Genomic DNA, 23,890 nt, shown 5'->3' with positions numbered 1-23,890 from the left:
CCAGGCCATGGACATGCGGAGTCTTGGGTTCTTCCTTACTCACATCGTTCCTCCCGCGGCCAATACCGTCCGCAGCGACGGCGCCACCAGATCCGCCAGCGCCGCAACGGGAAGATCGGCGATCGGCCGCAGTCGTAACACGTACCGGGTGAACGCCACCCCCAGCAGCTGCGCCGCGAGTATCCCGCTGCACGCGGCCGCGCGCTCCGCGCCGAGGGCGCCGCGCAGACTGCTGGTGAACTGCTCGTGCAGCATCTGCCGAAGATGCTCCGCCGCCCGCTCGTTGGTCGCCGCGCAGCGCAGCAGCAGCCGCATCGAGCCCTCGTCGAGGTCGTCCTCCCACGGTGCGAGGAAGTGCGTGATCAGCGCCCGCGGGAGCTGTTCCGCGGGCGTGCCCGTGAGGTCCGGCAGATGCAGGTCGACGTCGAGCGCCGCGTCGAAGAGCTGTTCCTTGCTGCCGAAGTAGCGCATGACCATGGACGGGTCGATGGAGGCCGTGGCCGCGATGGCTCTTATCGTCGACCGCTGGTACCCGTCGGCCGCGAAGTGCATCCGGGCCGCCCGCAGTATGGCCTCGCGGGTCCGCTGGGAGCGCGCCGACATCAGCTGCTGTGCCATGGCGACGTGCCTTTCTGCATCTGGTCCGCGCAAGTGGTCCGCGCAAGCTCCCGCGCGACGACGACGCGCCGCGCGGGAGGTGGTTCGAGGGGGTCGGCCGGACGGGGGTGGTCCTCCACGGTGTCCTCTTGTCACGTGCGGTCGGCGGGGGCCGGTTCCGTGTCGGGGGCCTCGGCGTGTGCCTGCCGGCCCTGCCGGGCGGGGGCCGCGGTCCCGGCGGTGGGGGCCGGGTGGCGCTGCGGGGTCGGGCCCTCGGTACCGCACCAGCGGTGCAGGGCCTGCCGTACGCGCCCTTCGCGGCCCGTGGTCGACGACGTGCTGTCCACCCACGCAGCGTAGCCGTCCGGACGGACCAATACGGCGCTGAGCCCCGAGAGTTGGGGTACCGAACCGTCGACCCGGACCGGGCACACCCGGGAGCCCCAGGCATCCGCGACCGCGGCGGCCCCGCCGTCGCCGTGCAGGTCGAGCAGCAGGAACCGGCCGTCGCGCATCAGCTCGTACAGCCGTACCGGTGCTCCGTCCGCCTGCGGAACCGCCAGGTCCGGCACGCGCTGTCCGGCGCGCAGCCGGGCGCCGCCGAGCAGGGCCGGGCGGCCGCGGCCGGCGTAACCGGCCCGCAGTCCGGACAGCGCCTCGCCGGCGAACTTCTGGATCCTGCGCCGCCCGAGGAGCCGTGCCAGCACCATCCGGCGCAGCCCCGACACCACCGGCGAGGGGTGGGTCGCCATCCGGGTGGCGTGGTCGGTGGCCTTCAGGATCTTCTGCGCCTGCGGCCGGCGCTCGCTCTGGTAGGTGTCGAGCAGCCCGGCCGGCGCCCAGCCCTGAAGCGTCGCGGCCAGCTTCCAGCCGAGGTTGACGGCATCCTGGATACCGAGGTTCAGGCCCTGCCCGCCCAGCGGCGAGTGCAGATGCGCCGCGTCGCCCGCCAGCAGCACCCGGCCGGTGCGGTACTGGTCGGCGAGCCGCTGGTGGATCTTGAACCGGGCCAGCCACTGCGGATCGTGCGGCTTCGGGTCGAAGCCGAGCACCTGCTTCAGCCGCTCGGCCAGCTCCTCCAGCGTCACCTCGTCCCGCGTCCACGGGTGGTCGCGGTGCCCCACCGCGACCCGGTACAGCCCGTCCCCGAACGGCACGGACACCATCATCGCGCCACCCCCGGACAGGATCGTCACATCGTCCGGCGGCGGGGTCTCCAGGTACACGTCCGCGAGGATCGGCGCGATGTCGTACGTACGGCCGCGGAAGGCGATCCCGGACAGCTCGCGCACCGCGCTGTGCGCGCCGTCGCAGCCCACGACGTAGTCGGCGCTCTCCTCCCACTCGCCGGACTCGGTACGCACATGCAGCCGTACCCCGGTGGCGTCCTGCTCAAGTCCGAAGACCTCGGCACCGCGCTGCACGATGACCCCGAGGTCGATCGCGCGCTGCTGGAGCGCCTCCTCGGTGCGGCTCTGCGGGAGCACGTACAGCGCCGGGAAGGGGCTGTCGATCGCGGTGAAGTCGATCGCCGCGCCCGGCGCGGGCAGCATCCGGCCGACCGGCCGGCCCACCGCGGTGAGGGAGTCGGCGTGCCCGCGCAGGTCGAGCACCTCCATCGTCCTGGAGTACACCCCCATGGCACGGGACTGCGTGGACGGCGCCGTACGGCGCTCCAGGACGGTGCAGGCGACTCCGGCGGCGGCCAGTTCACAGGCCAGCGCCAGTCCGGTGGGCCCTGCTCCGACGATGATGACGGACTGCTCAGGGGTGGGTGCCATGGGTCTCTCCTTGGACATCGGTCAGCGAAACGGAGGGTGCGGGCTGCGCACCGGAAGCTGTGGACGGCCGGCCGGCCCGCGCTGCCCAGGCACCGGAGCCCAGCGCCAGGGCACCGAGCAGCAGCCAGCCGACGGGCCCGCGCTGCACGACGAGGAACGTGACGACGAGTGGACCGTAGGTGTTGCGGGCGGCGTTGCCCAGGCTGAAGAAGGCCAGATACACCTGGCGGCGGTCCTCGGGCGCGAGGTCGTAGGAGATCGCCCAGGCGCCCGCCTGCTGGTGCATCTCCGCGAACGCCTGGAAGGCCACGGCGCCGAGCAGCACCGCCACCGCCCAGGCCGTGGGCAGTTCTCCGGTGGCGGCCAGCGCGCAGCAGCCCGCGGCGAGCAGCAGTCCGCTCAGGCGCAGCGCGCGGCCGCCGTCCGCGGCGCTCTCGATGCCGCGCGTCGCACGCACCTGGAACAGCACGACCACCACGGTGTTGAGTACCAGCGTCCACGCGATCACGGACCGGGGCAGCTCGTCATGGGCCAGCACCCACAGCGGGATGCCGACCGTCAGCACCGTCACATGCAGGCTCACCACGGAGTTGAGCACGGTCAGCCCGGCGAACCGCCGGTCCCGGAACACCGCGAGGCGCCGCCGCCACGGCAGCGGCCGGCCCCCGCCGCCCCCGCCGGCCCGCAGCCGGGCCACGAGCGCGGCGGCGAGCACGAACGACAGCGCGTTGCCGAACACGACCGCCAGATACACCCCGTTGCTGTCCCACAGCAGCGCCCCGGCGGCCGCGAGACCGCCGAGCGAGAGACCCAGGTTCTGCAGCGACCGGGCCATGCCCATCGCCCGCACCCGCTGCCCGGCCTCCACGGCCGCCCCGAACATCCCCTGCACCAGCGGCGATGCGGCCCGGTCGGCCACCGCGAGCAGGGACACCACGATCAGGAAGGGGACGAAGGAGGACGCGAACGGGTAGCACGCCAGCAGCGCCGCCCGGGTCAGATGGGCGGCGATCAGCATGGTGCGCGGACCGGCCCGGTCCGCGAGGATCCCCGTGGGCACCAGCAGCGCGAAGGACACCGCGCCCGCGACACCCAGCCCGAGGCCCACCTCACTGCTGCCCAGGTCCAGGTAGCGGGTGAGGAAGACGACGGAGACCGCCATGTAGAGCCCGCTGCCGAGGGCGTCCACGAACACCGCGGCCAGCAGCGCCAGCGCGGTGCGCGGCAACCGCTCCCGCTTCTCGGCGGACTTCTTCATGTCGGCTCCGATCGGCGGACGTTCTAGGCCCGTACTTCGCAGGTCGCCGAAAAGGTTCTCCGCATCGGCCTCACGGCGTCCGATCTCGACTGGGCCGGACCGAGACGGCCATCGCTGCTGCGGTTCCGACCGGCGAGCGATCAGCTACGACCGCTTGGTCTTCACGATCGGGTGACCTGCGAAGTACGGGTCTAGGGGGTGTTTTGAAAGTCCTGTGCGGTGCCCGCGGTGTTCGGTGCGTGCCCTCGGCGTGCCGGACGAAGGCCCTCGTACTGGACGTACTTGGGTCTTTGGCCGGTGCGGCGAGGGTGCGTGCCGGGCGCCGTGGGTGCTGTGCGGGACTTTCGAAACACCCCCTAGTAGTAGTCCCGCATCAGGTCGTCGACCCACGCGGGCTGTACGACGTCCTCGCGCGGCCCGAACTGGGTGAGATACGGCTTGATGTCGAGCACGGGGGTGCCGTCCACGGCGTCCAGGCCGCGCACATGGACGTCGAGGCCGTCCACCTTCAGCAGCTTGCAGCGCGAGACGCCGACGCGGTTGGGGCGGTTCTTCGCACGCTGGGCGAAGATCCCGGCCCGCGGCCACTCGGGGTTGCCGCGCGGATGCCGGGCCCCCGTGTGCACCTTCTCCGGCGCGACCCGGTGGAAGTGGAAGACGACCTCCAGGTGGGAGAAGGTGTCCAGGCCCAGCAGCGCCTCGGCGGTGAACCGCTCGCCGTCCAGCCGGATCACCGAGGTCACATCGCCCCAGTAGTCGTCGGAGAGGTCACTGCGGTCGGTGTGCACGCGTCCGACCGGCACCAGATCGGTGACGGCGCCCGGCCGCGGCTCCTCCAGATGCGCGAACCACACCTCGTCCCGCACCAGTAACTCACCCGCGACGGCCCGCTGCACGGTCAGGAAGATCTCGTCCGCCGGGACGTCCAGCAACTGAGCGAGCCTGCCCTGGAGCAGCCGGAGCAGGGCGCCCACCTGGTCCTTGCTGTAGCTCTCCTTGCACACCACGAACCCGACCGGGGCCGGGGGAGTGTCCGGGGCGCGCCACTCGGGGCGGTGATAGGTGCCGGGCTCCAGACGGTGCCACCACACCCAGCAGTGGCCGACGGGCAACCCCAGCAACTCCGTGACAGCGGTGGCGAGTTCCTCCAGGGCCGTGGGGCCCGGGCTCGCGTCGGGTGAGAACAGCCTGATGACCGGCATGTCAGCGCACCCCGCCGAGCGCCTTGACGCCGATGACCATGCAGGTGCGCACGGGGATGTAGAACTCCTCGCCGTCCCGCCGGATCCCGAGCGCCTCACGATGCTCCGCCGGGGCCTCGGCGAGCCGCCGCCGGATCGCGGCCTCCGCCTCGGCGCCGGAGGAGGCGATCTCGCACCAGCGCTTGATGGGCACGCCGGTGCGGCTCTCCGCCTGACGGCCGCGGGCGACCGGGACGTTGAGCCCCGCGTCCTGGAAGAAGCCGACCCACTCGTCGAGGGTGTAGCTGCGCTGATGGGTGGGGTCGTGCAGGATCTCCAGCTCGTGGTTGAGCGCGTCGATCACCGGGTCCTCGTGGCCCTCCAGATCGATCACCGCGAGCCGCCCGCCCGGCCGCAGCAGCCGGGTCATCTCACCGACGGCCTTCGGCATGTCCTGGAAGTGGTGCGGGGCGAGCCGGGACACCACCAGGTCGAACGAGGCGTCCGGGAAGGGCAGTTCCTCGGCGGCCGCCTGTACCGTCTCCACCGTGGTCTGCCGCTCGGCCGCGAGCCCCCGGAACGACTCCAGCATCGACGGGGCCGGGTCGACGCCCACCAGCCGGGCCGGGTACTCGTCGGCGAAGGACAGCGCCAGATGGCCCGCGCCACAGGCGACGTCACAGATCGCGCTGCCCGTCTGCGGTCCGAGTGTCTCGTGCAGAGCCTCCATCGTCGGGCTCGACCGGTGCACCTCGCTGGTGGCGAAGTTGTCGGCGATCTTGTCGAACCGCCGGCTGGAGAGAGTCTCACTCGCGGGCATGTTGTTCCCTTTCCTGTCGTGCTGTGAGCTGACGTGACGTCATGAGGTGACGCCCACCAGTGAGGTGAGCGCCGGCAGCGGATCACGGGCCGGGCCCGGTCCGCACGGGTGCAGGGTGTGACCGAGTCCTTCGAGCACATGGACCCGGACCGCGGGTGAGTGGGTACCGATGAGATGGCGGGCGGACCAGTCGGCGTACATGGCCGGCTCGAACACCGCGGGCGGCAGCTTGTCGTCCGACTCGTCGGCGAGATAGCCGACCAGGTCGAAGCTGCCGTAGACCAGTTCGATCAGGGGGATGCGGGAGGTCAGGAAGGCGTCCGTCTCCACCACCGTGCCGATCAGGACGACGCGGTCGGCGCGCGGGGGCGCCCCGGACTCCATCAGCCGCAGCAGGGCCTGGCCGCCGAGCGAGAAGCCCACCAGCGACAGCGAGCCGGTCATCAGATGCCGGCTGCCGTCCAGCAGCCGTCCCAGCCGCTCGGCGCGGATGCGCTCGTCCTGCGCCGAGGCGGGGGCGCCCCGGTCGCGGGCGGGCATGTCGCACTGCAACACCTGGGCGCCCGAGGCCACCAGACGGGCCGTCAGCCGGCCCAGCAGATGGTCGTCCCGGCCCTCGCCGTCGAGGTCCGAGACGCTGCCGGGACCGGCGAGCAGCACGGTCGCGTTCGGCGGACCGGCCGGGAAGGACCGACGGGCGCGGTAGGCCGTACCGTCCGGAGCCCGGCGCCACTGGACATGGCGGTGGACGCGCACGGTCTCACCTCCGGCACACGGCTTCGGCGAAGGAGCCGATGCGCTGGTGGAAGTAGACACTGATGATCTCCTCGTGCAGTGCCTCGCCGTCCAGCGTGGGCACGACGCTCTCCGCGGCCCCCGGCACCGGCTCGACGAGCCCGCGCTCCAGGAGCTCGGCGAAGACCCCGGCGAACGGCTCGTCGTGGAACAGCTCGATGCCGAACCGGCGCCGGAACCGCGCGGCGTCGATGGGCTGGTTCGCCTTGAACGCGAACCCGAGCACCATCCCGATCGCCTCGGGTCCGGCGAGCCTGCGCCCGAACGCCAGCGGCAGTTCCGGGCCGTTCTGGATCAGCCGGGCGTACCCGCTGATGTCGGCGATGTTGTGGGTCTGGACGACGGTGTCGTCGTCGCCGGTGAGCCAGCCGTAGGCGCCGGGGCCGTAGGCGATCATCGAGTCATGGCGCTGCCACTTGTTGCGCGAGACCTGCGGGATGTTGCCGTCCGGGTAGACCCCGGGCCGGTTCCACCAGCCGCACGGGCTCGGGTGGTAGCCCCCGTCGAGCAGCAGCTCCACGATGGCCTCGCGCATCTCGTACGTCTCGTCGAGCCCGGGGAAGAGGTGCTCCTCGCGCAGCCGGTCGCGGACGCTCTCCACGTTCCACAGCGCCCGGTTGCCGATCCCCATCTTCGCCCGGTCCGCGTTGCGCAGCCGGTAGATGGTGATCGTGGGCACCTTGAGGCCGACCAGCGTGCGGATGTCGTCGGCGACCTTCTCGGGGGTCTGGTGGGGCAGCCCGAACATCATGTCGACGTTGAACGGCCGCCCGGTGGCCCGGAGTTTCTCGATCGCCCGCAGCGACATCTCCGCGTCATGGCCGCGTCCGGCGAAGGCGTTGACCTCGCTCTGCAGCGACTGCACGCCCACGCTGAAGCGGTTGAAGCCGATCTCGCAGGCCTCGGCCAGCTCGTCGCAAAGGAAGTTGTCGGGGTTGCCCTCAAGGGAGATCTCGCAGTCGTCGGTCAACGCGTAGTCGGCCCGCATGTGCTCGACCAGCCGCCCCAACTGCGCGGTGCCCAGCAACGATGCGGTGCCGCCGCCCAGATAGACGGACTCGATACGGGCCTCGGAGAGCCACGGCGCGTGCGCGAGGCGACGGCCCGACTCCTCCAGCAGCAGATCCGTCCACACCTGGGACGCGCGCTCGCCCTCCGCGCCACCGGGGATCTTGCGCTTGACGTAGTTGCAGAAGTGGCAGACGTACGCGCACAGCGGCACATGGAAGTACAGATGCGCGGGCCGGCCGGCGCCCGGGTGGGCGCGCAGGGCGTCGGCGACCTCGGTGGGGTCGAGCCGGTCGCCGTAGTTGGCCGTCACGTTGATGTTGTAGTCGTCCTGCCCGATCCTGAGGGCCGGGTTCTCCTGGAGCAGCCGCGCGAGTCCTGTGCCGGGGCGCACGGCGGTGGTGCCGGCTGAAGCAACCGTCTTGCTCATCGCGACCTCGTCTCCTGATCCCGCTCGTCGGTCACGCCGCGCCTGACGTTCGCGCGGCCCTTCCCGGCCCGTCCCTCACGGGCCGGGAAGGCCGTGCAGCGCTCGCCCCGTTTCCGATCCCTCGGCGGTCCCAGGGGTCCCTTGAGCGCTCTTCCGCGGGCCCGTCCCTCTACGAGCCCGGGGGGTCAATGGCCCGGCCGGCGGATCATGCCGGCGTCGCGGGCCCTGGCACGCGCCTGTGCGGCGTTGTCGTCGGTCGCCGACGCTCCGCGTCGGCGCCCTCCTCCGCCTTGCAGCCGCACGCTCCCCCACGCTCGAACAACTCGCGTGGGGGCACCCCCATCGCCCCCGCTCGGCTCAGGCCGGGCAGCACCGTTCCTCGCAGCCGACCTGATCCGCCGCCAGGCCATGGCTGCGCTCCGGTCCGTCTCGCCACGGGGGTGGGTCAGACCTCGACCTCGATGACCGTGGCCTCGGTGATGTTGGTGGCCTCCACCAGGAGCGTCTCGCTGGGCGCCGTGGCCGAGGCGGCGCCGACGGCGCTGAGCGTCACGCCCTCCTGGCCGGGCTCAAGGTGGATGCGGATGACCTTCTTCTCTTCGGGCATGCCCGTGTTCCCTTCGATGAGGGGCGGCAGCGGTCGCGCCGCCCGCGGACGGGACCCGCCCACGACATCGGGAGCGGGGTCGGTGGGGCCCGGCGAAGTCGCCGGGCGCGATCGGCACGCGGCCCGGGGGCCGCGTCTAACGCGGGGTGAGAGTCAGTCGTACGTCGCGCCGCTTGCGCTCCCGCCAGTAGCGGCCGGCGCGCAGCATGAACTCCTGGAGGTACTCGGTCGCACCGCACCCCTGGGGGTCGCCGGTGAGATTGCGGGCCAGCGGGGGGCAGCGGAACTGGCACCAGATGTCCTCCGCGGCCACCGGGCAGCTCCCGCACACGGTGTGGTCGCTGAACCGGATGTCGCGGAAGGCGTCGAAGCCGGACTCCCAGATGTCGGCGAACGACCGCTCGGTGAGGTTCCCGGCCCGGTGCAGCTGTCCCGACATGCAGTTGCTGCACGGGTAGATGTCGCCGCGGCTGTTGACGTAGACCACCGAGCGGCCGCACTTCTCCTGGCCGACGGCGCGTTCCAGACGCTGGCAGAACTGGATGGTGTCCACTCCGCGGATCTCGTCCGCGGCGCGTGGGCCGGGCTCACCGGGAGCCGCGCCCCCGGGTTCGATGTCCGGTCCGGCGGAGTACCGCTCCATGCACCGCCGGTAGACCTCGAAGACCTCGTCCACGTCCTCGGGACGCAGCAGCATGTCCGGGTGCAGCAGGGCGCGGCCCACCGGGTGGGTCTCCAGCCACTGCGGCCGGGGGTAGCCCCGCTCCGCGCACCACTCGAAGATCTCCTCGGCGTCCTGGATGTTGTTGCGGTGGACGGAGATAGCGGTGCGGAAGACGTGCCCGTGCTTGCGCATCATCTCGAAGGCGTGCTGAAGCTTGGGAAAGTCCATCCGCCCCCGTACGGTGCGCTCGGGGTCGGCGGTGTCGAAGCTGATGAAGAACGACTGGCCCGGCGGGATCGCCGCGAGCCGCTCCTCGGTGATGAGCAGACCGTTGGTGAAGATCTGGGTGCTGAACGGCTTGCTGCGGGCGTGCCGGATGATCTCCACGGCGTCCCGGTGCGAGAAGATCTCGCCCCCCGTCAGAAAGACCTGGAGCACGCCCATCTCGGCGAACTCGTCCAGCAGGGCCTTGATGCGCGGGGTGGACATCTCGTCGGGGCGCTTGAGCGCGGAGTCCGCGTAACAGTGCTTGCAGCGCAGGTTGCACAGGTTCGTGGTCTCCACGAACGCGATGGCCGGGGCGGACAGATGGAACCGGTCCAGGGTCACCAGCGGATCGCTGAGCGCGTGGGCCATCAACTCCTCGGCGGGCACCGGCCGTCCGGAGTTGTGCCGCAGGATCAGCCGGCGCGCCGAGTCGGCGAGGAACTCGACATGACCGTTGGGCAGAAGGGCGACCAGCCCGCCCTCGTTCACCTGGAATGGAATCTTCCGCACGGGTCCCCGCCTCCCGGAAGGCCAAAGTCAACATTCGTTGAACTCATGACCTGATGAACTCTACGGAGAATGAATAAGCTTTGGCAAGAGGTTTCCGGGTGGCTGGTTCCCGCGTGCCGGTGGTGCCGGTGGCATGGTCGGTGCGAGGCTGAGCGTATGAACATCCCTTTCCTGGGCGGCTGGCGTAAGCGGCGCGGTCCCGCTTTCGGCGTCGCCGTCTTCTCCGACGGCGACGACAGCCACGAGGGCATCGCCGAGCTGCTCTCCGAGTGCGATCTGCTCCGCTCCCAGGCGGCCCGGGAGGGGGTCCGTCTCGATGATTCGGCGACCTCGCTCGAAGCCCTCGACCAGCTGCTTCCGCGCTGGCGGGACGACGAGGAGGTGCTGCCCTGGCTCGGCAACGACGCGGGCCTCTACCTCGGCACGGTGATCGTGCGCACGGTCCCCGGCGCGCAGTGGGAGATCTGGCCGAGCGGCCAGCCTGTCGTGCGGCTCTCCTCGGGCCGTGAGTTCGATGTCGTCGCCTCCGGGCACGAGTGGGCCTCCAGTGGCGTGCCCGAGCTCTCGCAGCTCTACGCGGAGGTCGCGGAGGCGTGAATCCCTGGCCTGAGCTGCGGCTTAAATACGGGTAATGCCCGAAAAGTGCGTGTCGTCACATAACTTCCGTCTTGTCTGGGTAGTTTGCGGCAACCACGACACAGCTGAGAGTGGGTAGGGCTGGGCATGGTCGTCGATCCGTTGATCGAGCTGCGTGACGTCAACAAGTACTACGGGGGGCTGCACGTCCTGCAGGACGTCAACCTCACCGTCGCCAAGGGGGAGGTGGTCGTGGTCATCGGCCCTTCGGGGTCGGGGAAGTCGACCCTGTGCAGGGCGATCAACAGGCTGGAGACGATCCGCTCCGGCACCATCCTGCTCGACGGACAGCCGATGCCCGAGGAGGGCAAGGCCCTCGCGCGGCTCCGCGCCGATGTCGGCATGGTCTTCCAGTCCTTCAACCTCTTCGCCCACAAGACCGTTCTGCAGAACATCTCGCTGGCCCGGATCAGGGTCCGCGGACGCAGGAAGGACCAGGCGGACCAGTGCTCGCGGCACATCCTCGGCCGGGTGGGCCTCGCCGACCAGGCCGACAAGTTTCCCGCCCGGCTCTCCGGCGGGCAGCAGCTGGGGGTACCGCCCAGGCCCTTCAGGCGCTGGGGGAGGGTGGCGATCGCCCGCGCGCTCGCCATGGAGCCCAAGGCGCTGTTGTTCGACGAGCCGACCTCGGCGCTCGACCCCGAGATGATCAACGAGGTCCTCGAAGTCATGCGGCAACTGGCCCGCGAGGGCATGACCATGGCCGTCGTCACCCACGAGATGGGCTTCGCCCGGTCCGCCGCCACCCGTGTCGTCTTCATGTCCGACGGCCGCATCGTCGAGGACCGAGCGCCCGAGGACTTCTTCACCGCCCCGGAGAGCCAGCGCGCCCGGGACTTCCTGTCCAAGATCCTCAAGCACTGAGCGGGGAGTGCGACCCATGCCGCGTACCACACGTGTGTCCTTCGAGGCACCGGACGACGGATGCTCAAGCCCCGCCCACCGCCCGGGAAGTGCGTCCCGCCGAGCCTCGACCAGGATGGGCGGTTCGTCCCCCTAGGGGGTGTTTTGAAAGTCCTGTGCGGTGCCCGCGGTGTCCGGTGCGTGCCCTCGGCGTGCCGGACGAAGGCCCTCGTACTGGACGTACTTGGGTCTTTGGCCGGTGCGGCGAGGATGCGTGCCGGGCGCCCTGGGTGCTGTGCGGGACTTTCAAAACACCCCCTAGCCCCAGTCACAGAGCCGTACCCGCCCGGCGGCAGCCGGAGATCACTGCTCGCGCAACGGGACCGACACGTACGACGGGTCGTTCGCCGGCGAGGAGAAGGTCAGCTGCGCGCCGGTCGGGTTGTGCTCGATGTAGAGCGGGTCGACCGTGTCGACGACCAGGGCGAGACGATGCCCTGCCGGGACGTCGTAGGCCGTGGAGAACAGCTCCAGGTCGACGCCGAACGGCTTTCCGGGCGTACGCCCGTGGAAGGTGTACGGCGCGTTGCTGACCAGCTTGCCGAGGCCGAGCGGGCCCACGTCGTAGAGGTAGGCGACGAGGGTGCCGCTCTCCTCGGTCGGGGTGACGGTGGTGTGCAGCCGGGCCGTGCCGCGCACCTGTTGGGTGGTGGCGTACTTCTCCGACTGCCAAACGGCCGCCCAGCGGCGGGGGAGCAGGGGGATGGACGCCAGCGGGGGCAGCTTGGCGATCTGGTCGAGGAGGCCGGTCAGCAGGACGAGCCCGCCGTCCGCACCGGAGTTGACGTTCGTGCGGATCGTGGTGGAGCCCGCGAGGGCGATCTTGCGGCTGGTCGCGCCGACCGACTTCCAGTCGGGGTAGCTCTCGTAGCCGCCCGTGGAACGGGACTTGAGCTGGACCGGCCGCTCACGGTCGATGCCGTTGTCCTCGCCCTTCAGATAGCGGTCGAACCAGCGCTCGGTGTCGGTCCACACATCGTTGGGCAGGCCGAGCAGTCCGGTCAGTTCGGCGGTGGCGTGGTCGCCGGGACGGAACTGCAGGCGCTTGGGACCGGTGAGCTTCTCGTAGAAGTCCGCGTACTGGTTGGGCGGGAAGACCGAGTCGCCCCAGGCGTTGGCGAGCAGCACCGCCGGGGCGTTGTCGTTGAGCTGGTCGAGATAGGTCGTGACTGAACGTTTCTTCCCCCAGGCGATCATCGCGTCCTCCTTGCTCAGGTCGGAGTACCGGAAGGCGTCGAAGATCTCCCTGAGTTCGGCGCTCTGGCGACCGGTGACCAGGCTCGTGCCGTCCAGCAGCGCGGCGGCCTGGGTGTGCTGCGTGCGACCGGAGTAGATCGAGTCGATGAGGTCGGCCCAGCCGCTGAGGGCCGCGACCGCCCGGACACGTTCGTCCCGCGCGGCGGCCAGCAGGCTGATGCCCGCTCCGTACGACACCCCGCTCATGCCGATCCGGCCCGCGTCGGCGGGGGTGTTGGCGAGCGCCCAGTCGATCACCCGGGAGGCGTCGGCCACATCGGGCGGGCCCGCCACTTCTATCTCGCCTCCGGACTGCCAGAAGCCGCGGACGTTGTAACTGACCACGATGTACCCGGAGTTCGCCAGCTTTTGGGCCTTGGCCAGGTACTCGACCTGAGGCGTGCCCCAGCTCGTGGGGAACACCAGCAGCGGGTAGCGGCGCGTGCCGTCGGCGCCGGCCGGGGTGATGACGTTCGCCTTGAGTGTCGTACCGCCGTCGCCGGTGATGTCGACGAAGCGGACGCCGCCCGTCGATGCCGAGGCGACGGGGCCGACGCCGGCGATCAGGGTCGCCGAGACGATGCCCACGGCGGTCGTGCGCAGAGCCTTGCGAGGTCCCACAGGTCACTCCTCACTCGTGTCAGTGCAAAGTGACCCGACGGTAACCGGGGGCTCTTACCGTAGGTAACCCGTCGGTAAGTTACGCGGGAGTAACGATTGTTGGCGGGTGAAGGGAATCAGGAGGCGCGGTGCGAGTTGCGCGCGACCGCCGATGTCGGCAGGGGTGCCTGGGCGGTCCGGGTCACGTCCGCCACCAGCTCCACCACATCGGGGCCGTACGCCTGGGAGTTGACGACCTTCAGCAGCAGGACGAAGGAGTTGTTGCCGTGCTTGCGGTACAGCCGTTCGTGGTTGCGGGCGAGATAGCGGGTCGCGGCCTGGTTGGTGATCGCCCGCTGCCCGCAGAAGAGGAACACCGGGCGGGAGCCCGCGCCCTGGCCCGCGGTGAGCCGGGCGAGGATGACGTACTCGCCGCGGCCCGGCTCCAGCCGGTAGCGCTCGCTGCCGATCTGGAAGGCGCCCCGGTCGGGCCCCGGCTCGGCGTCCACGTTGATGCGTATACCGGGCAGGAGGGAGGCGAGATGGGCGGTCATACGGCGGTTGGAGGCCGGCCCGCCGACGCAGAACTCGGTGCGCTCACCGAAGCCCTGCTGGGCGGCGTCATGCGTGACGATCTGGGCGTGCGCGTTGCAGTCCTTGATCAGCGCGGACAGCTCCAGCAGCGCGAACACATCGAACCGCATCACGCTGAACTCGGGCGATCCCGCCTCCCGGTTCACCACAAGCAGCGACTCGGAGTTGTCGGGCAGCCCGAAGAAGGCCTGCTTGCGGCGGAGCTTGCGCTTCCACAGGTAGGTGCGGGCCAGCCAGCCGAGGGCGGCGCTCAGGCCGGCCGCGACCACACCCAGGACGATGTTGCGCAGGTCGTCATTCATGGGCGCGCATGGTAGCGGGTGCTCCTGACGGGGGCATGTCGATCCATTAGGCTGCGCGAACGGTCCCTGACTGGAGGTGCGGATGCGTCTTTCCGTCGCACGCAAGCTGTCGGTCCTCGCGGTCTCGGCCGCCGTGGTGTCGGTGGGGGCGGCGGCGCCTCCCACCGCTTCCGCAGCGGCCGTCGGGAAGGTCCCCGTCGCCGTCGGTTACGGCGGTGCCGTCGCGAGCGTCGACGCGGACGCCTCCGCCGCCGGTATCGAGGTACTGAGGAAGGGCGGCAACGCCGTCGACGCGGCCGTCGCCACCGCCGCCGCACTGGGTGTCACCGAGCCCTACTCCGCGGGTATCGGCGGAGGCGGCTACTTCGTCTACTACGACGCCAAATCCCGGACGGTGCGGACGATCGACGGCCGGGAGACCGCCCCGCTGAGCGCGGACTCCGGACTGTTCCTGGAGAACGGCACGGCGATCCCCTTCGCCGAGGCCGTCAGCAGCGGCCTGAGCGTCGGCACCCCCGGCACGCCCGCCACCTGGCAGACGGCGCTGGACAAGTGGGGCAGCAAGAAGCTCGGGAGCCTGCTCAAGCCCGCCGAGCGCCTGGCCCGGGAGGGCTTCGTCGTCGACGACACCTTCCGCGCGCAGACCGCCGCGAACGAGACCCGCTTCCGCTACTTCCCCGACACCGCCGAGCTGTTCCTGCCCGGCGGGTCGCTCCCGGTCGTCGGCGCCACCTTCAAGAACCCCGATCTCGCCCGTACCTACGAGCAGTTGGGCCGTGAAGGGGTGCGCGCCCTGTACCGGGGCGATCTCGCCGAGGACATCGTGAACACGGTAAACAAGCCGCCCGTGGACCCCGCTTCGGGCTGGAACGCCCGTCCCGGCGATCTCACGGCCAAGGACCTCGCCGCCTACCGCACCAAGTCCCAGGCGCCCACGAAGACCTCGTACCGCGGGCTCGGCGTCTACTCCATGGCACCCTCCTCCTCCGGCGGCACGACCGTCGGCGAGGCCCTCAACATCCTTGAGCGGACCGACCTTTCGAAGGCGAGCGAGGTCCGGTACCTGCACCGCTACATCGAGGCCAGCCGCATCGCCTTCGCCGACCGGGGGCGCTGGGTCGGCGACCCCGCCTTCGAGGACGTACCGACGAAGGAGCTGCTGTCGCAGCGGTACGCCGACTCACGGGAGTGCCTGATCAAGGACGACGCCGTGCTGGCGAGCCCGCTCGCGCCGGGGGACCCGCGCAACCCGGCCGCCTGCGGCGCGGGTGGTACGGCGGCCCCGACGACGTACGAGGGCGACAGCACGACCCATCTCACGGTGGCCGACAAGTGGGGCAACGTGGTCTCGTACACGCTGACCATCGAGCAGACCGGTGGCAGCGGCATCACGGTCCCGGGCCGTGGCTTCATCCTCAACAACGAGCTGACGGACTTCTCCTTCGCCCCGGCCAACCCGGCCGTCCACGACCCGAATCTGCCGGGTCCCGGCAAGCGTCCGCGCTCCTCGATGTCCCCGACGATCGTCCTCGACCAGCACGGCAAGCCCGTCGTGGCGCTCGGTTCGCCCGGTGGCGCCACCATCATCACGACGGTGCTGCAGACCCTGACCGGCCTGCTCGACCGCGGTCTCCCGCTCGTCGACGCCATCGCCGCGCCACGCGCCAGCCAGCGCAACCAGATGACCACCGAGCTCGAACCGGGCCTGTGGAACAGCCCGTCGAAGGCTCAGCTGGAAGCGATCGGGCACGGCTTCCGGCTCAATCCCGAGATCGGCGCGGCGACCGCCGTCCAGCGGCTGCCGGACGGGAAGTGGCTCGCCGCCGCCGAGAAGGTACGCCGGGGCGGCGGCTCGGCGATGGTGGTGCACCCGGTGCCGTAGTCACAACTCCGGTGCGGGCGCCTGCTCTTCGGTACGGAAGGCCAGGCGTCCGCCCTCGACGTCCACCGTCACCCGGCCGCCCTCCGCGACCCGGCCGTCCAGCAGCAACCGGGACAGCCGGTTGTCGACCTCGCGCTGGATGGTGCGGCGCAGCGGGCGGGCGCCGTACTCGGGCTGGTAGCCGCGCTCGGCGAGCCAGTCGACGGCCGGCTCGGTGAACTCGACCGTGACGTCCTGGGCCTGCATGAGCCGGCGCGTCCGGTCCAGCAGCAGGTTCGTGATCCGCCGCAGCTGGTCGGGGTCGAGCCGGCGGAACACCACGATCTCGTCGATACGGTTGAGGAACTCGGGCCGGAAGTGGTCGCGCAGCGGCCGCAGGATCCGCTCGCGCCGCGCCTCCTCGTCCGCCTCCTCACCGCCCGCGCCGAAGCCGATCCCGGCACCGCGCCGGGTGATCGCCTCCGAGCCCAGGTTGCTGGTCATGACGATGACGGTGTTGGTGAAGTCCACCGTGCGGCCCTGGGAGTCGGTCAGCCGTCCGTCGTCCAGCACCTGGAGCAGGATGTTGAAGACGTCCGGGTGTGCCTTCTCCACCTCGTCCAGCAGCAGCAGGGAGTACGGGTGCCTGCGCACGACCTCGGTGAGCTGGCCCGCCTCCTCGTGGCCGACGTAGCCGGGCGGGGCGCCCACCAGACGGCTGACCGTGTGCCGCTCCTGGTACTCGCTCATGTCCAGGCGGACCATCCGCTCCTCGCTGCCGAACAGCGCCTCGGCGAGCGCCCGGGCCAGTTCGGTCTTGCCGACGCCGGTCGGGCCGAGGAAGAGGAAGCTGCCGATCGGCCGGTCCGGACTCGCGAGCCCGGCCCGCGAGCGCAGCACCGCCTCGGACACCACGCGCACGGCCTCGTCCTGGCCGACGACCCGCTCGTGCAGATGCTGCTCCAGACCCAGCAGCCGGTCCTTCTCCTCCTCGGTCAGGCTGGCGACCGGGATATGGGTCAGCCGGGACACGACCTCCGCGACGGCCTCGGCGGTCACTTCGAGGTTCTGTCCCTCGTCGGCCGCGCCGTTTCCGTCGGCGGCCGTGATCCGCTGCTTCAACTCCACGATGCGGTCGCGCAGTTGGGTGGCCTGCTCGTACTGCTCGTCCGCGACGGCCTGGTCCTTGTCCCGGGCCAGCTGCTCGACCTCGCGCTCCATGGCCCGTACGTCGGTGCCCTTGGTCCGGGCCCGCAGCCGCACCCGGGCGCCGGCCTGGTCGATCAGGTCGATCGCCTTGTCCGGAAGACGGCGGTCGGTGAGATAGCGGTCGGACAGCTCCACGGCGGCCACCAGCGCCTCGTCGCTGTAGCGGACCTGGTGGTGGGCCTCGTAGCGGTCCCTGAGGCCGCGCAGGATCTCGATGGCGTCCGCGGGGGTCGGCTCGGGCACCAGGATCGGCTGGAAGCGGCGGGAGAGGGCCGCGTCCTTCTCGATCCTGCGGTACTCCTCCAGCGTGGTGGCGCCCACGACATGCAGTTCGCCGCGGGCCAGGGCCGGTTTGAGGATGTTCCCGGCGTCCAGCGAACCGCCCTCGCCGCCGCCCCCGGCGCCCACGACGGTGTGCAGCTCGTCGATGAAGACGATCAGCCGGTCGGAGTGGGCGCGGATCTCGCCCACGATGTTGGTCATGCGCTCCTCGAAGTCGCCCCGGTACCGGGTGCCCGCGACGACACCCGTCAGATCGAGGGCGACCACCCGCCGCCCGCTCAGCACGTCCGGGACGTCCCCGTCGGCGATCCGCTGGGCCAGGCCCTCCACCACGGCGGTCTTGCCCACGCCCGCGTCGCCGATCAGCACGGGGTTGTTCTTGCCGCGCCGGGACAGCACCTCGATGGTCTGCTCGATCTCCTCGTCCCGGCCGATCACCGGGTCGATACGGCCCTGCCGGGCGAGCTCGGTGAGGTCGCGGCCGTACTTGTCCAGGGTCGGCGTGTCCACGGACCGGGGCCGCTCGGGCCGCTGCGCGGTGTCCGGCGCCTCGGGCGGCAGCCCTGCGGGGCTGAAGCGCGCCGAGTTCAGGATGTGCCCGGCGGCGGAGTCCGGGTTCGCGGCGAGGGCGCTGAGCACGTGCTCGGGGCCGATGTAACCGGTGCCGCGGGCCCGGGCCAGGTCGTGCGCGTCCAGCAGGGCGCGCTTGGCGGCCGGGGTGAGCGAGAGCGAGGTGGGCGGCGGGGCCTCGCCGGGCGGGTGCTGGACCGGGCCCGAGCGCTCGTCGATCTCCGTCGCCAGGGAGTCCGGGTCGGCCCCGGCCCGGCTGAGCAGGCTCCTCGTCGGCTCCGCGGACAGGGCCGCGCGGAGCAGATGCTGGGTGTCCAGGTCCCGGCTGCCGTGTTCGGCGGCGTACTGGGCGGCGCCGCGGACGAGTTCCCTGGCCGGTTGGCTGAGCAGCTGGCCGATGTTGATCTGGCGGGGGCCGGGGCGGGGGCCGCCGAAGAAGCGAGCGAGGAACTCGCCGAAGGGGTCGCCGTAGCCCTCCGGGCCGTTGAAGCCGTTGGTCATCGGTTCCGTACCTTCGTTGACGACGTACCGGAGTCGGGTAACCCGGACATGGTGCGTTTAAGCCACGATGGCACGTTCTGTATCTTGGGGCACTTTCAGGCGCCTGTGGATGGGGGGCCCGGTGTTCGGTCGCGGGTGCGGGTCGCGTGTGGTTGCTCGCGCAGTTCCCCGCGCCCCTCAGGGAGTTTCCCCCTGGCCTCGATCAGTGAGAACCCTTGGCCCTCTGTCCGTGATCGCCACCGTGTGCTCCACATGTGCTGCTCGCGACCCGTCGTTGGTCTTCAGGGTCCAGCCGTCCGGGGCCGCGTAGTAGCCGTCCTGTCCTCCCGCGATCAGCATCGGCTCGATCGCCAGGGCCATGCCGTGGCGCAGGGGGAGGCCTCGGTGGGGGCGGCCCTCGTTGGGGACGCCGGGGTCCTCGTGCATGTGGCGGCCGATGCCGTGGCCGCCGAAGCCGTCGGGGATGCCGTAGCCGGCCTCCCGGCAGACCGTGCCGATGGCGTGGGCGATGTCGCCGATGCGGTTGCCGACGACGGCCGCCTCGATGCCGGCGGCCAGGGCGCGCTCGGCCGTGTCGATCAGGCGCAGGTCCGCCGGGCGGGGCCTGCCCACCGTGAAGCTGATCGCCGAGTCGCCCGCCCAGCCGTCGAGTACGGCCCCGGTGTCGATGGAGACCAGGTCGCCGTCGCGCAGCCGGTACGCGGTCGGGATGCCGTGCACGATCGCGTCGTTCACCGAGGCGCAGATGACCGCGGGAAAGGGGGTCGGGGCGAAGGACGGGCGATAGCCGAGGAAGGGGGACCTCGCGCCCGCCTCCCGCAGGACGGCCCGCGCCACCTCGTCCAGTTCGAGCAGGGAAACGCCCACGTCAGCGGCTTCTCGTACGGCTGTCAGGGCGCGGGCGACGACCTGGCCGGCCTCGTACATGGCATCGATCGATGTGTCCGTCTTCAGTTCCACCATGCCAATTACTATACCGGTATTAGAATGGGGGCATGGTACGCAACCCACTGACCCCCGAAGAGCGCGAGCGCGGCGAGCGGCTCGGGCGCCTGCTCCGCGAGGCGCGCGGCGACCGCAGCATGGCGGAGGTCGCGGCGAGTGCCGGTGTCTCCGCCGAGACGCTGCGCAAGATCGAGACCGGCCGGGCGCCGACCCCGGCGTTCTTCACGGTGGCCGGGCTGGCGCGGGCGCTCGGTCTGTCCATGGACGAGCTGGCCGGGCTGTGCGCGCCGGTCGCCGCGTGAGCGTTCGCACGTCACGTTCCGGCAGGGTGGGCGTACTCTGCGTCTCGCCGGAAAACTCCCCGTAGCGTCCTCGTAACACTACTGGTGTTGCCTTACGGACCGGAGTGCTCCGGTCTGGCGGGAGTTGGGCATGGCTGTGGAACAACTCCCGGCTCGGGTACGGGAGTTCGCGAACTACCTGAACGGCCTCATGACGCGCCTCGACCAGGGCGGCGGCTGGTGCGGGGTGTTCTGGCAGCGCGATCCGGACGGCATGCAGGCCTGCCTCGACGGGCGTGAAGTGCCGCCGTGGGACGTGGTGGAGGCGCTGCTGCAGGACCTCGCCCCGGAGTACGGCCCGGAAGCCGCCCGCGCCGAGGCGGAGGGGGTCCGCGCGCTGCACGCCGCCGCGCTCCTCGCCTACGACACCCGCCCCGGCGGCCGGGACGCCCTGGGTGACCGGCTCGACGTCATGCTCCGCGAGCAGCGGTACGCCGCGGAGCGGCAGGCGGAACTGGCCCGTTCGCTCGCCGCGGCAACCACCCAGGAGCAGGCCGAGGCTCTTCGTCTCGATCTCGCCTGGGCGCGTGACGATCATGCTCGGGCCACCGCCCGGTGTGCCGAACTCCGCGCCCGGATGACGGAGTTGGACCGACGCTCGGCGAGTGGGCAGGCGGCGGCCATACGGCGGGAGCGCATGGGGGAGGGGCCGCCGCTCGGGGACGGCCGGGGGATTCCGGCGCAGGGAGGCGGGGGCTTCCCCGCCGGGGGTGCCGCGTCGCGGGCGTCCGGCGCGCAGGGCGTGGGAGCCCCGACGCAGGCGTCCGTCCATGCCGAGGGCGCCGGACGCCGGGGGGCTGCACAGGCCGGGGGAACCTCCGCGCAGGACTCCGCCCGCACCCACGGCTCCGGGCACCCGGGAGTCGGCACGCAGCCCGGGGAAGCCGCCGCCCAGGACCCCGCCTCCTGGGCCACCGAGGCTCCGGCCCGCCCGGCCGACGACCGGCCCGAACCCCCCGCCCCCACCCCCCGGCAACGCAAACGCCGACGCGGCGGTGCCCGCTTCGCCGGCATGGTCGAGGAGGACGCCGCCCCCGTCGTCGTACCGCCCACCGCCGTGCCGTCCCTCCCCGAGCCCCCCGCCGCCGGCCGCCGTACCCCGCGAGGCGCCCGCTTCGCGGGAGCCGCCGAGTCCGTGGAGCCGGCGGAGCCGCAGGTCGAGGCGGTGGACGGGGCGGACCGCCGGGAGGTCGCGGGGGCCGTCGAGAGGCTCGTACGGCTGCGGCACGAGGGCCGTAGCGGAGAGGCGCACGCGCTGCTCGCCGAGATCGCCTACTCGTCCGCCGGGCGGTATCCGCTGCTCGCCGTCGAGCTTCAGCGCGCCGGGCTCGGCGCGGACTGGGCCACCCTGCTGTGGGAGGCCGCCTCGCTGCCCGCCGAGCGGCTGGTCGCGGCGGCGGACGCGCTGGTCGCCGCGGGGCGGGAGGCCGACGGGGAGCAGCTCCTGCGGCAGGGGGTCGTCCGGTCCGCCGACGAGATCGGACAGGCCGTGCTGGCTCTTGCCCAGGAGGGGCGCCGGCGAGAGATCCGCGCCCTGCTGGACGCCTACGTCAGGGTCCGCGCGCCCGAGGAGGCCGCCCGCAGCGTGGCCGCGGACCCGGGGAGCCTCGTACCGTTGCTGCTGGAAGCCGCACGGGGTGTCTCGGACGAGCGCCACTGGGACCTCGTCCACGCGCTGAGGGTCGCCGGATTCGCCGCCTGACCGGGTGGGCCGATCACCCACAGGAGTGTGAAACCGGATCGACTCAGCGGGTTAACGACGATGGTCTTGGCAAGCCCGTCCGGGAGGCTTACGTTCGTGCCTCTACGGCCTGCGTCTACGGGCGTAGAGGCTCTGACGTCCCGTCGAAGGAGCAGCTCATGGCCAACGTCGTACGCGCCGCTCTGGTCCAGGCCACCTGGACCGGCGACACCGAGTCCATGGTGGCGAAACACGAGGAGCACGCCCGGGAGGCGGCCCGCCGGGGCGCCAAGGTGATCGGGTTCCAGGAGGTCTTCAACGCTCCCTACTTCTGTCAGGTGCAGGAGCCGGAGCACTACCGCTGGGCCGAGCCGGTGCCCGACGGGCCGACCGTGCGTCGTATGCAGGAGCTCGCGCGCGAGACCGGCATGGTGATCGTCGTCCCGGTCTTCGAGATCGAGCAGTCCGGCTTCTACTACAACACGGCGGCCGTGATCGACGCCGACGGCACCTACCTCGGCAAGTACCGCAAGCACCACATCCCGCAGGTCAAGGGCTTCTGGGAGAAGTACTACTTCAAACCCGGAAACATCGGCTGGCCGGTCTTCGAGACCGCCGTCGGCAAGGTCGGCGTCTATATCTGCTACGACCGCCACTTCCCGGAGGGGTGGCGGCAACTCGGGCTGAACGGCGCCCAGTTGGTGTACAACCCGTCCGCCACCCACCGTGGGCTCTCCTCCCACCTGTGGCGTCTTGAGCAGCCCGCGGCGGCCGTCGCCAACGAGTACTTCGTCGCCGCGATCAACCGCGTCGGCGTCGAGGAGTACGGCGACAACGACTTCTACGGGACGAGCTACTTCGTCGACCCGCGCGGACAGTTCGTGGGGGAGGCCGCCAGCGACAGCAAGGAGGAACTCCTCGTCCGCGACCTCGACTTCGACGTCATCGAAGAGGTGCGGCAGCAGTGGGCCTTCTACCGCGACCGCCGCCCCGACGCCTACGAAGGGCTGGTGCAGCCGTGACGGCCGACGATCTGCTGGGACGCCACCGCCGGGTGCTGCCGGACTGGCTCGCCCTCTACTACGAGGAGCCGCTGGAGATCACCCACGGCGAGGGCCGCCATGTCTGGGACTCCCACGGCAACAAGTACCTCGACTTCTTCGGCGGCATCCTCACCACGATGACCGCGCACGCGCTGCCCGAGGTGACCAAGGCGGTGAGCGAGCAGGCCGGGCGGATCATCCACTCCTCGACCCTGTATCTGAACCGCCCCATGGTCGAACTCGCCGAGCGCGTCGCCCATGTGTCCGGCATCCCGGACGCCCGGGTCTTCTTCACCACCTCCGGCACCGAGGCCAACGACACCGCCCTGCTGCTCGCCACCGCGCACCGGCGCAGCAACACGATCCTGGCGATGCGCAACAGCTACCACGGCCGCTCCTTCAGCGCGGTCGGCATCACCGGCAACCGCGGCTGGTCCCCGACCTCCCTGTCCCCGCTCCAGACGCTGTACGTGCATGGCGGGGTGCGGACGCGGGGTCCGTACGCCTCGCTCAGCGACGCGGACTTCATCGCGGCCTGTGTCGAGGACCTCAAGGACCTGCTCGGCCACACCCGGGCGCCCGCGGCCCTGATCGCCGAGCCCATCCAGGGCGTCGGCGGTTTCACCTCCCCGCCCGACGGCCTGTACGCGGCCTTCCGCGAGGTGCTCGCCGAGCGCGGCATCCTGTGGATCGCCGACGAGGTGCAGACCGGCTGGGGCCGCACCGGCGAGCACTTCTGGGGCTGGCAGGCGCACGGGAAGAACGGTCCGCCGGACATCGTCACCTTCGCCAAGGGCATCGGCAACGGCATGTCCATCGGCGGGGTGATCGCCCGCGCCGAGATCATGAACTGCCTGGACGCCAACAGCATCTCGACGTTCGGCGGCACCCAGATCACCATGGCTGCGGGCCTCGCCAACCTGACGTACCTCCTGGAACACGACCTCCAGGGCAACGCCCGGCGGGTCGGCGGGCTGCTCATCGAGCGGCTGCGGGCGGTCGCCGCGCAGGTGCCGTACGTACGGGAGGTACGCGGGCGCGGGCTGATGATCGGCATCGAGCTGGCCGAACCCGGCACGGACCGGGCGGCCCCCGACGCGGCGGCGGCCGTGCTGGAGGCGGCCCGCGCGGAGGGACTCCTGATCGGCAAGGGCGGCGGCCATGACACCAGCGCGCTGCGGGTCGCCCCGCCGCTGTCGCTGTCCGTCGCGGAGGCCGAGGAGGGTGCCGCGATCCTCGAACGCGCTCTGAGGAGCCTTCAGTAAGGG

Annotated in this window: 20 protein-coding genes; 7 read left to right on the top strand and 13 right to left on the bottom strand. The window is 71.3% G+C overall.

Translation table 11 applies throughout. The features are described from left to right. Nucleotides 1-39 precede the first annotated feature (39 nt). The 9 genes from RMT89_RS20120 to RMT89_RS20080 form a co-directional block, all read right to left on the bottom strand. A complete protein-coding gene (locus RMT89_RS20120; protein ID WP_315885125.1) occupies nucleotides 40-618 on the bottom strand; it encodes a TetR family transcriptional regulator in 579 nt (192 codons plus the stop codon). Between the two features lie 131 nt (nucleotides 619-749). Continuing rightward, complete coding sequence (locus tag RMT89_RS20115; RefSeq protein WP_315885124.1) at nucleotides 750-2,378, bottom strand: FAD-dependent oxidoreductase; 1,629 nt, start codon at nucleotides 2,376-2,378, stop codon at nucleotides 750-752. Continuing rightward, entirely contained in the window at nucleotides 2,362-3,636 is a 1,275-nt protein-coding gene (locus tag RMT89_RS20110) for an MFS transporter (RefSeq protein WP_315885123.1), read from the bottom strand. The genes RMT89_RS20115 and RMT89_RS20110 overlap by 17 nt, the downstream gene beginning before the upstream one ends. A 356-nt stretch (nucleotides 3,637-3,992) precedes the next feature. Beyond that, the gene (locus tag RMT89_RS20105; RefSeq protein ID WP_315885122.1) at nucleotides 3,993-4,838 is read right to left on the bottom strand and encodes an SAM-dependent methyltransferase; all 846 of its coding nucleotides are present in this window, start codon (nucleotides 4,836-4,838) and stop codon (nucleotides 3,993-3,995) included. 1 nt (nucleotide 4,839) lies between these two features. Beyond that, nucleotides 4,840-5,637, bottom strand: coding sequence for a methyltransferase domain-containing protein (locus tag RMT89_RS20100; RefSeq protein WP_315885121.1), 798 nt, complete (start codon nucleotides 5,635-5,637; stop codon nucleotides 4,840-4,842). 39 nt (nucleotides 5,638-5,676) lie between these two features. Then, complete coding sequence (locus RMT89_RS20095; protein ID WP_315885120.1) at nucleotides 5,677-6,393, bottom strand: hypothetical protein; 717 nt, start codon at nucleotides 6,391-6,393, stop codon at nucleotides 5,677-5,679. Between the two features lie 4 nt (nucleotides 6,394-6,397). Beyond that, entirely contained in the window at nucleotides 6,398-7,870 is a 1,473-nt protein-coding gene (locus tag RMT89_RS20090) for a radical SAM protein (RefSeq protein WP_315885119.1), read from the bottom strand. Nucleotides 7,871-8,315: 445 nt separating this feature from the next. Next, a complete protein-coding gene (locus RMT89_RS20085; protein WP_176711692.1) occupies nucleotides 8,316-8,477 on the bottom strand; it encodes a hypothetical protein in 162 nt (53 codons plus the stop codon). A gap of 136 nt (nucleotides 8,478-8,613) precedes the next feature. Then, the gene (locus RMT89_RS20080; protein ID WP_315885118.1) at nucleotides 8,614-9,918 is read right to left on the bottom strand and encodes a radical SAM/SPASM domain-containing protein; all 1,305 of its coding nucleotides are present in this window, start codon (nucleotides 9,916-9,918) and stop codon (nucleotides 8,614-8,616) included. A gap of 156 nt (nucleotides 9,919-10,074) precedes the next feature. Between RMT89_RS20080 and RMT89_RS20075 the strand changes: the two genes are divergently transcribed. Further along, nucleotides 10,075-10,515 (top strand): DUF6278 family protein, encoded by a 441-nt coding sequence (locus RMT89_RS20075; protein WP_315885117.1) that lies wholly within the window; start codon nucleotides 10,075-10,077, stop codon nucleotides 10,513-10,515. Between the two features lie 126 nt (nucleotides 10,516-10,641). Further along, nucleotides 10,642-11,418: an amino acid ABC transporter ATP-binding protein gene (locus RMT89_RS20070; protein ID WP_315885116.1), complete on the top strand. Its 777-nt coding sequence runs from the start codon at nucleotides 10,642-10,644 to the stop codon at nucleotides 11,416-11,418. A gap of 342 nt (nucleotides 11,419-11,760) precedes the next feature. Here the strand turns inward: RMT89_RS20070 and RMT89_RS20065 are convergent, their stop codons facing one another. Next, complete coding sequence (locus tag RMT89_RS20065) at nucleotides 11,761-13,314, bottom strand: CocE/NonD family hydrolase (RefSeq protein ID WP_315885115.1); 1,554 nt, start codon at nucleotides 13,312-13,314, stop codon at nucleotides 11,761-11,763. Nucleotides 13,315-13,430: 116 nt separating this feature from the next. Continuing rightward, nucleotides 13,431-14,189: a hypothetical protein gene (locus RMT89_RS20060; protein ID WP_315885114.1), complete on the bottom strand. Its 759-nt coding sequence runs from the start codon at nucleotides 14,187-14,189 to the stop codon at nucleotides 13,431-13,433. An 82-nt stretch (nucleotides 14,190-14,271) separates the two neighbouring features. On the opposite strand from RMT89_RS20060, the gene ggt reads away from it, so the two are divergent. Then, on the top strand, nucleotides 14,272-16,071 hold the full coding sequence (ggt, locus tag RMT89_RS20055; RefSeq protein ID WP_315885113.1) for a gamma-glutamyltransferase: 1,800 nt from the start codon (nucleotides 14,272-14,274) through the stop codon (nucleotides 16,069-16,071). Here the strand turns inward: ggt and RMT89_RS20050 are convergent, their stop codons facing one another. Together RMT89_RS20050 and map are read right to left on the bottom strand one after the other, a co-directional pair. After that, complete coding sequence (locus tag RMT89_RS20050) at nucleotides 16,072-18,612, bottom strand: ATP-dependent Clp protease ATP-binding subunit (RefSeq protein WP_315885112.1); 2,541 nt, start codon at nucleotides 18,610-18,612, stop codon at nucleotides 16,072-16,074. It abuts the gene before it with no gap. 177 nt (nucleotides 18,613-18,789) lie between these two features. Next, nucleotides 18,790-19,575: a type I methionyl aminopeptidase gene (map, locus tag RMT89_RS20045; protein WP_315885111.1), complete on the bottom strand. Its 786-nt coding sequence runs from the start codon at nucleotides 19,573-19,575 to the stop codon at nucleotides 18,790-18,792. A 32-nt stretch (nucleotides 19,576-19,607) separates the two neighbouring features. Here map and RMT89_RS20040 point away from each other — a divergent pair, with 32 nt between their 5' ends. The 4 genes from RMT89_RS20040 to RMT89_RS20025 all read left to right on the top strand — a co-directional run bounded on the left by RMT89_RS20040 (nucleotide 19,608) and on the right by RMT89_RS20025 (nucleotide 23,887). Then, nucleotides 19,608-19,859, top strand: a complete 252-nt coding sequence (locus RMT89_RS20040; RefSeq protein ID WP_315885110.1) for a helix-turn-helix transcriptional regulator — start codon at nucleotides 19,608-19,610, stop codon at nucleotides 19,857-19,859. Between the two features lie 130 nt (nucleotides 19,860-19,989). Next, nucleotides 19,990-21,600, top strand: a complete 1,611-nt coding sequence (locus RMT89_RS20035) for a hypothetical protein (RefSeq protein ID WP_315885109.1) — start codon at nucleotides 19,990-19,992, stop codon at nucleotides 21,598-21,600. Between the two features lie 158 nt (nucleotides 21,601-21,758). Further along, nucleotides 21,759-22,601 (top strand): nitrilase-related carbon-nitrogen hydrolase, encoded by an 843-nt coding sequence (locus tag RMT89_RS20030; protein ID WP_315885108.1) that lies wholly within the window; start codon nucleotides 21,759-21,761, stop codon nucleotides 22,599-22,601. After that, on the top strand, nucleotides 22,598-23,887 hold the full coding sequence (locus RMT89_RS20025) for an aspartate aminotransferase family protein (protein ID WP_315885107.1): 1,290 nt from the start codon (nucleotides 22,598-22,600) through the stop codon (nucleotides 23,885-23,887). The genes RMT89_RS20030 and RMT89_RS20025 overlap by 4 nt, the downstream gene beginning before the upstream one ends. Nucleotides 23,888-23,890: the final 3 nt, after the last annotated feature.

Source organism: Streptomyces sp. P17 (assembly GCF_032436805.1).
Taxonomy (GTDB): domain Bacteria; phylum Actinomycetota; class Actinomycetes; order Streptomycetales; family Streptomycetaceae; genus Streptomyces.
This window is presented reverse-complemented; position numbering and strand designations above follow the sequence as displayed.

What these genes read in the sequence shown, in the direction of transcription:
- RMT89_RS20120 (WP_315885125.1), bottom strand. Translation starts at nt 618, where the DNA reads ATGGCACAGCAGCTGATGTCGGCGCGCTCCCAGCGGACCCGCGAGGCC.
- RMT89_RS20115 (WP_315885124.1), bottom strand. Translation starts at nt 2,378, where the DNA reads ATGGCACCCACCCCTGAGCAGTCCGTCATCATCGTCGGAGCAGGGCCC.
- RMT89_RS20110 (WP_315885123.1), bottom strand. Translation starts at nt 3,636, where the DNA reads ATGAAGAAGTCCGCCGAGAAGCGGGAGCGGTTGCCGCGCACCGCGCTG.
- RMT89_RS20105 (WP_315885122.1), bottom strand. Translation starts at nt 4,838, where the DNA reads ATGCCGGTCATCAGGCTGTTCTCACCCGACGCGAGCCCGGGCCCCACG.
- RMT89_RS20100 (WP_315885121.1), bottom strand. Translation starts at nt 5,637, where the DNA reads ATGCCCGCGAGTGAGACTCTCTCCAGCCGGCGGTTCGACAAGATCGCC.
- RMT89_RS20090 (WP_315885119.1), bottom strand. Translation starts at nt 7,870, where the DNA reads ATGAGCAAGACGGTTGCTTCAGCCGGCACCACCGCCGTGCGCCCCGGC.
- RMT89_RS20085 (WP_176711692.1), bottom strand. Translation starts at nt 8,477, where the DNA reads ATGCCCGAAGAGAAGAAGGTCATCCGCATCCACCTTGAGCCCGGCCAG.
- RMT89_RS20075 (WP_315885117.1), top strand. Translation starts at nt 10,075, where the DNA reads ATGAACATCCCTTTCCTGGGCGGCTGGCGTAAGCGGCGCGGTCCCGCT.
- RMT89_RS20070 (WP_315885116.1), top strand. Translation starts at nt 10,642, where the DNA reads ATGGTCGTCGATCCGTTGATCGAGCTGCGTGACGTCAACAAGTACTAC.
- RMT89_RS20060 (WP_315885114.1), bottom strand. Translation starts at nt 14,189, where the DNA reads ATGAATGACGACCTGCGCAACATCGTCCTGGGTGTGGTCGCGGCCGGC.
- ggt (WP_315885113.1), top strand. Translation starts at nt 14,272, where the DNA reads ATGCGTCTTTCCGTCGCACGCAAGCTGTCGGTCCTCGCGGTCTCGGCC.
- RMT89_RS20050 (WP_315885112.1), bottom strand. Translation starts at nt 18,612, where the DNA reads ATGACCAACGGCTTCAACGGCCCGGAGGGCTACGGCGACCCCTTCGGC.
- map (WP_315885111.1), bottom strand. Translation starts at nt 19,575, where the DNA reads ATGGTGGAACTGAAGACGGACACATCGATCGATGCCATGTACGAGGCC.
- RMT89_RS20040 (WP_315885110.1), top strand. Translation starts at nt 19,608, where the DNA reads ATGGTACGCAACCCACTGACCCCCGAAGAGCGCGAGCGCGGCGAGCGG.
- RMT89_RS20035 (WP_315885109.1), top strand. Translation starts at nt 19,990, where the DNA reads ATGGCTGTGGAACAACTCCCGGCTCGGGTACGGGAGTTCGCGAACTAC.
- RMT89_RS20030 (WP_315885108.1), top strand. Translation starts at nt 21,759, where the DNA reads ATGGCCAACGTCGTACGCGCCGCTCTGGTCCAGGCCACCTGGACCGGC.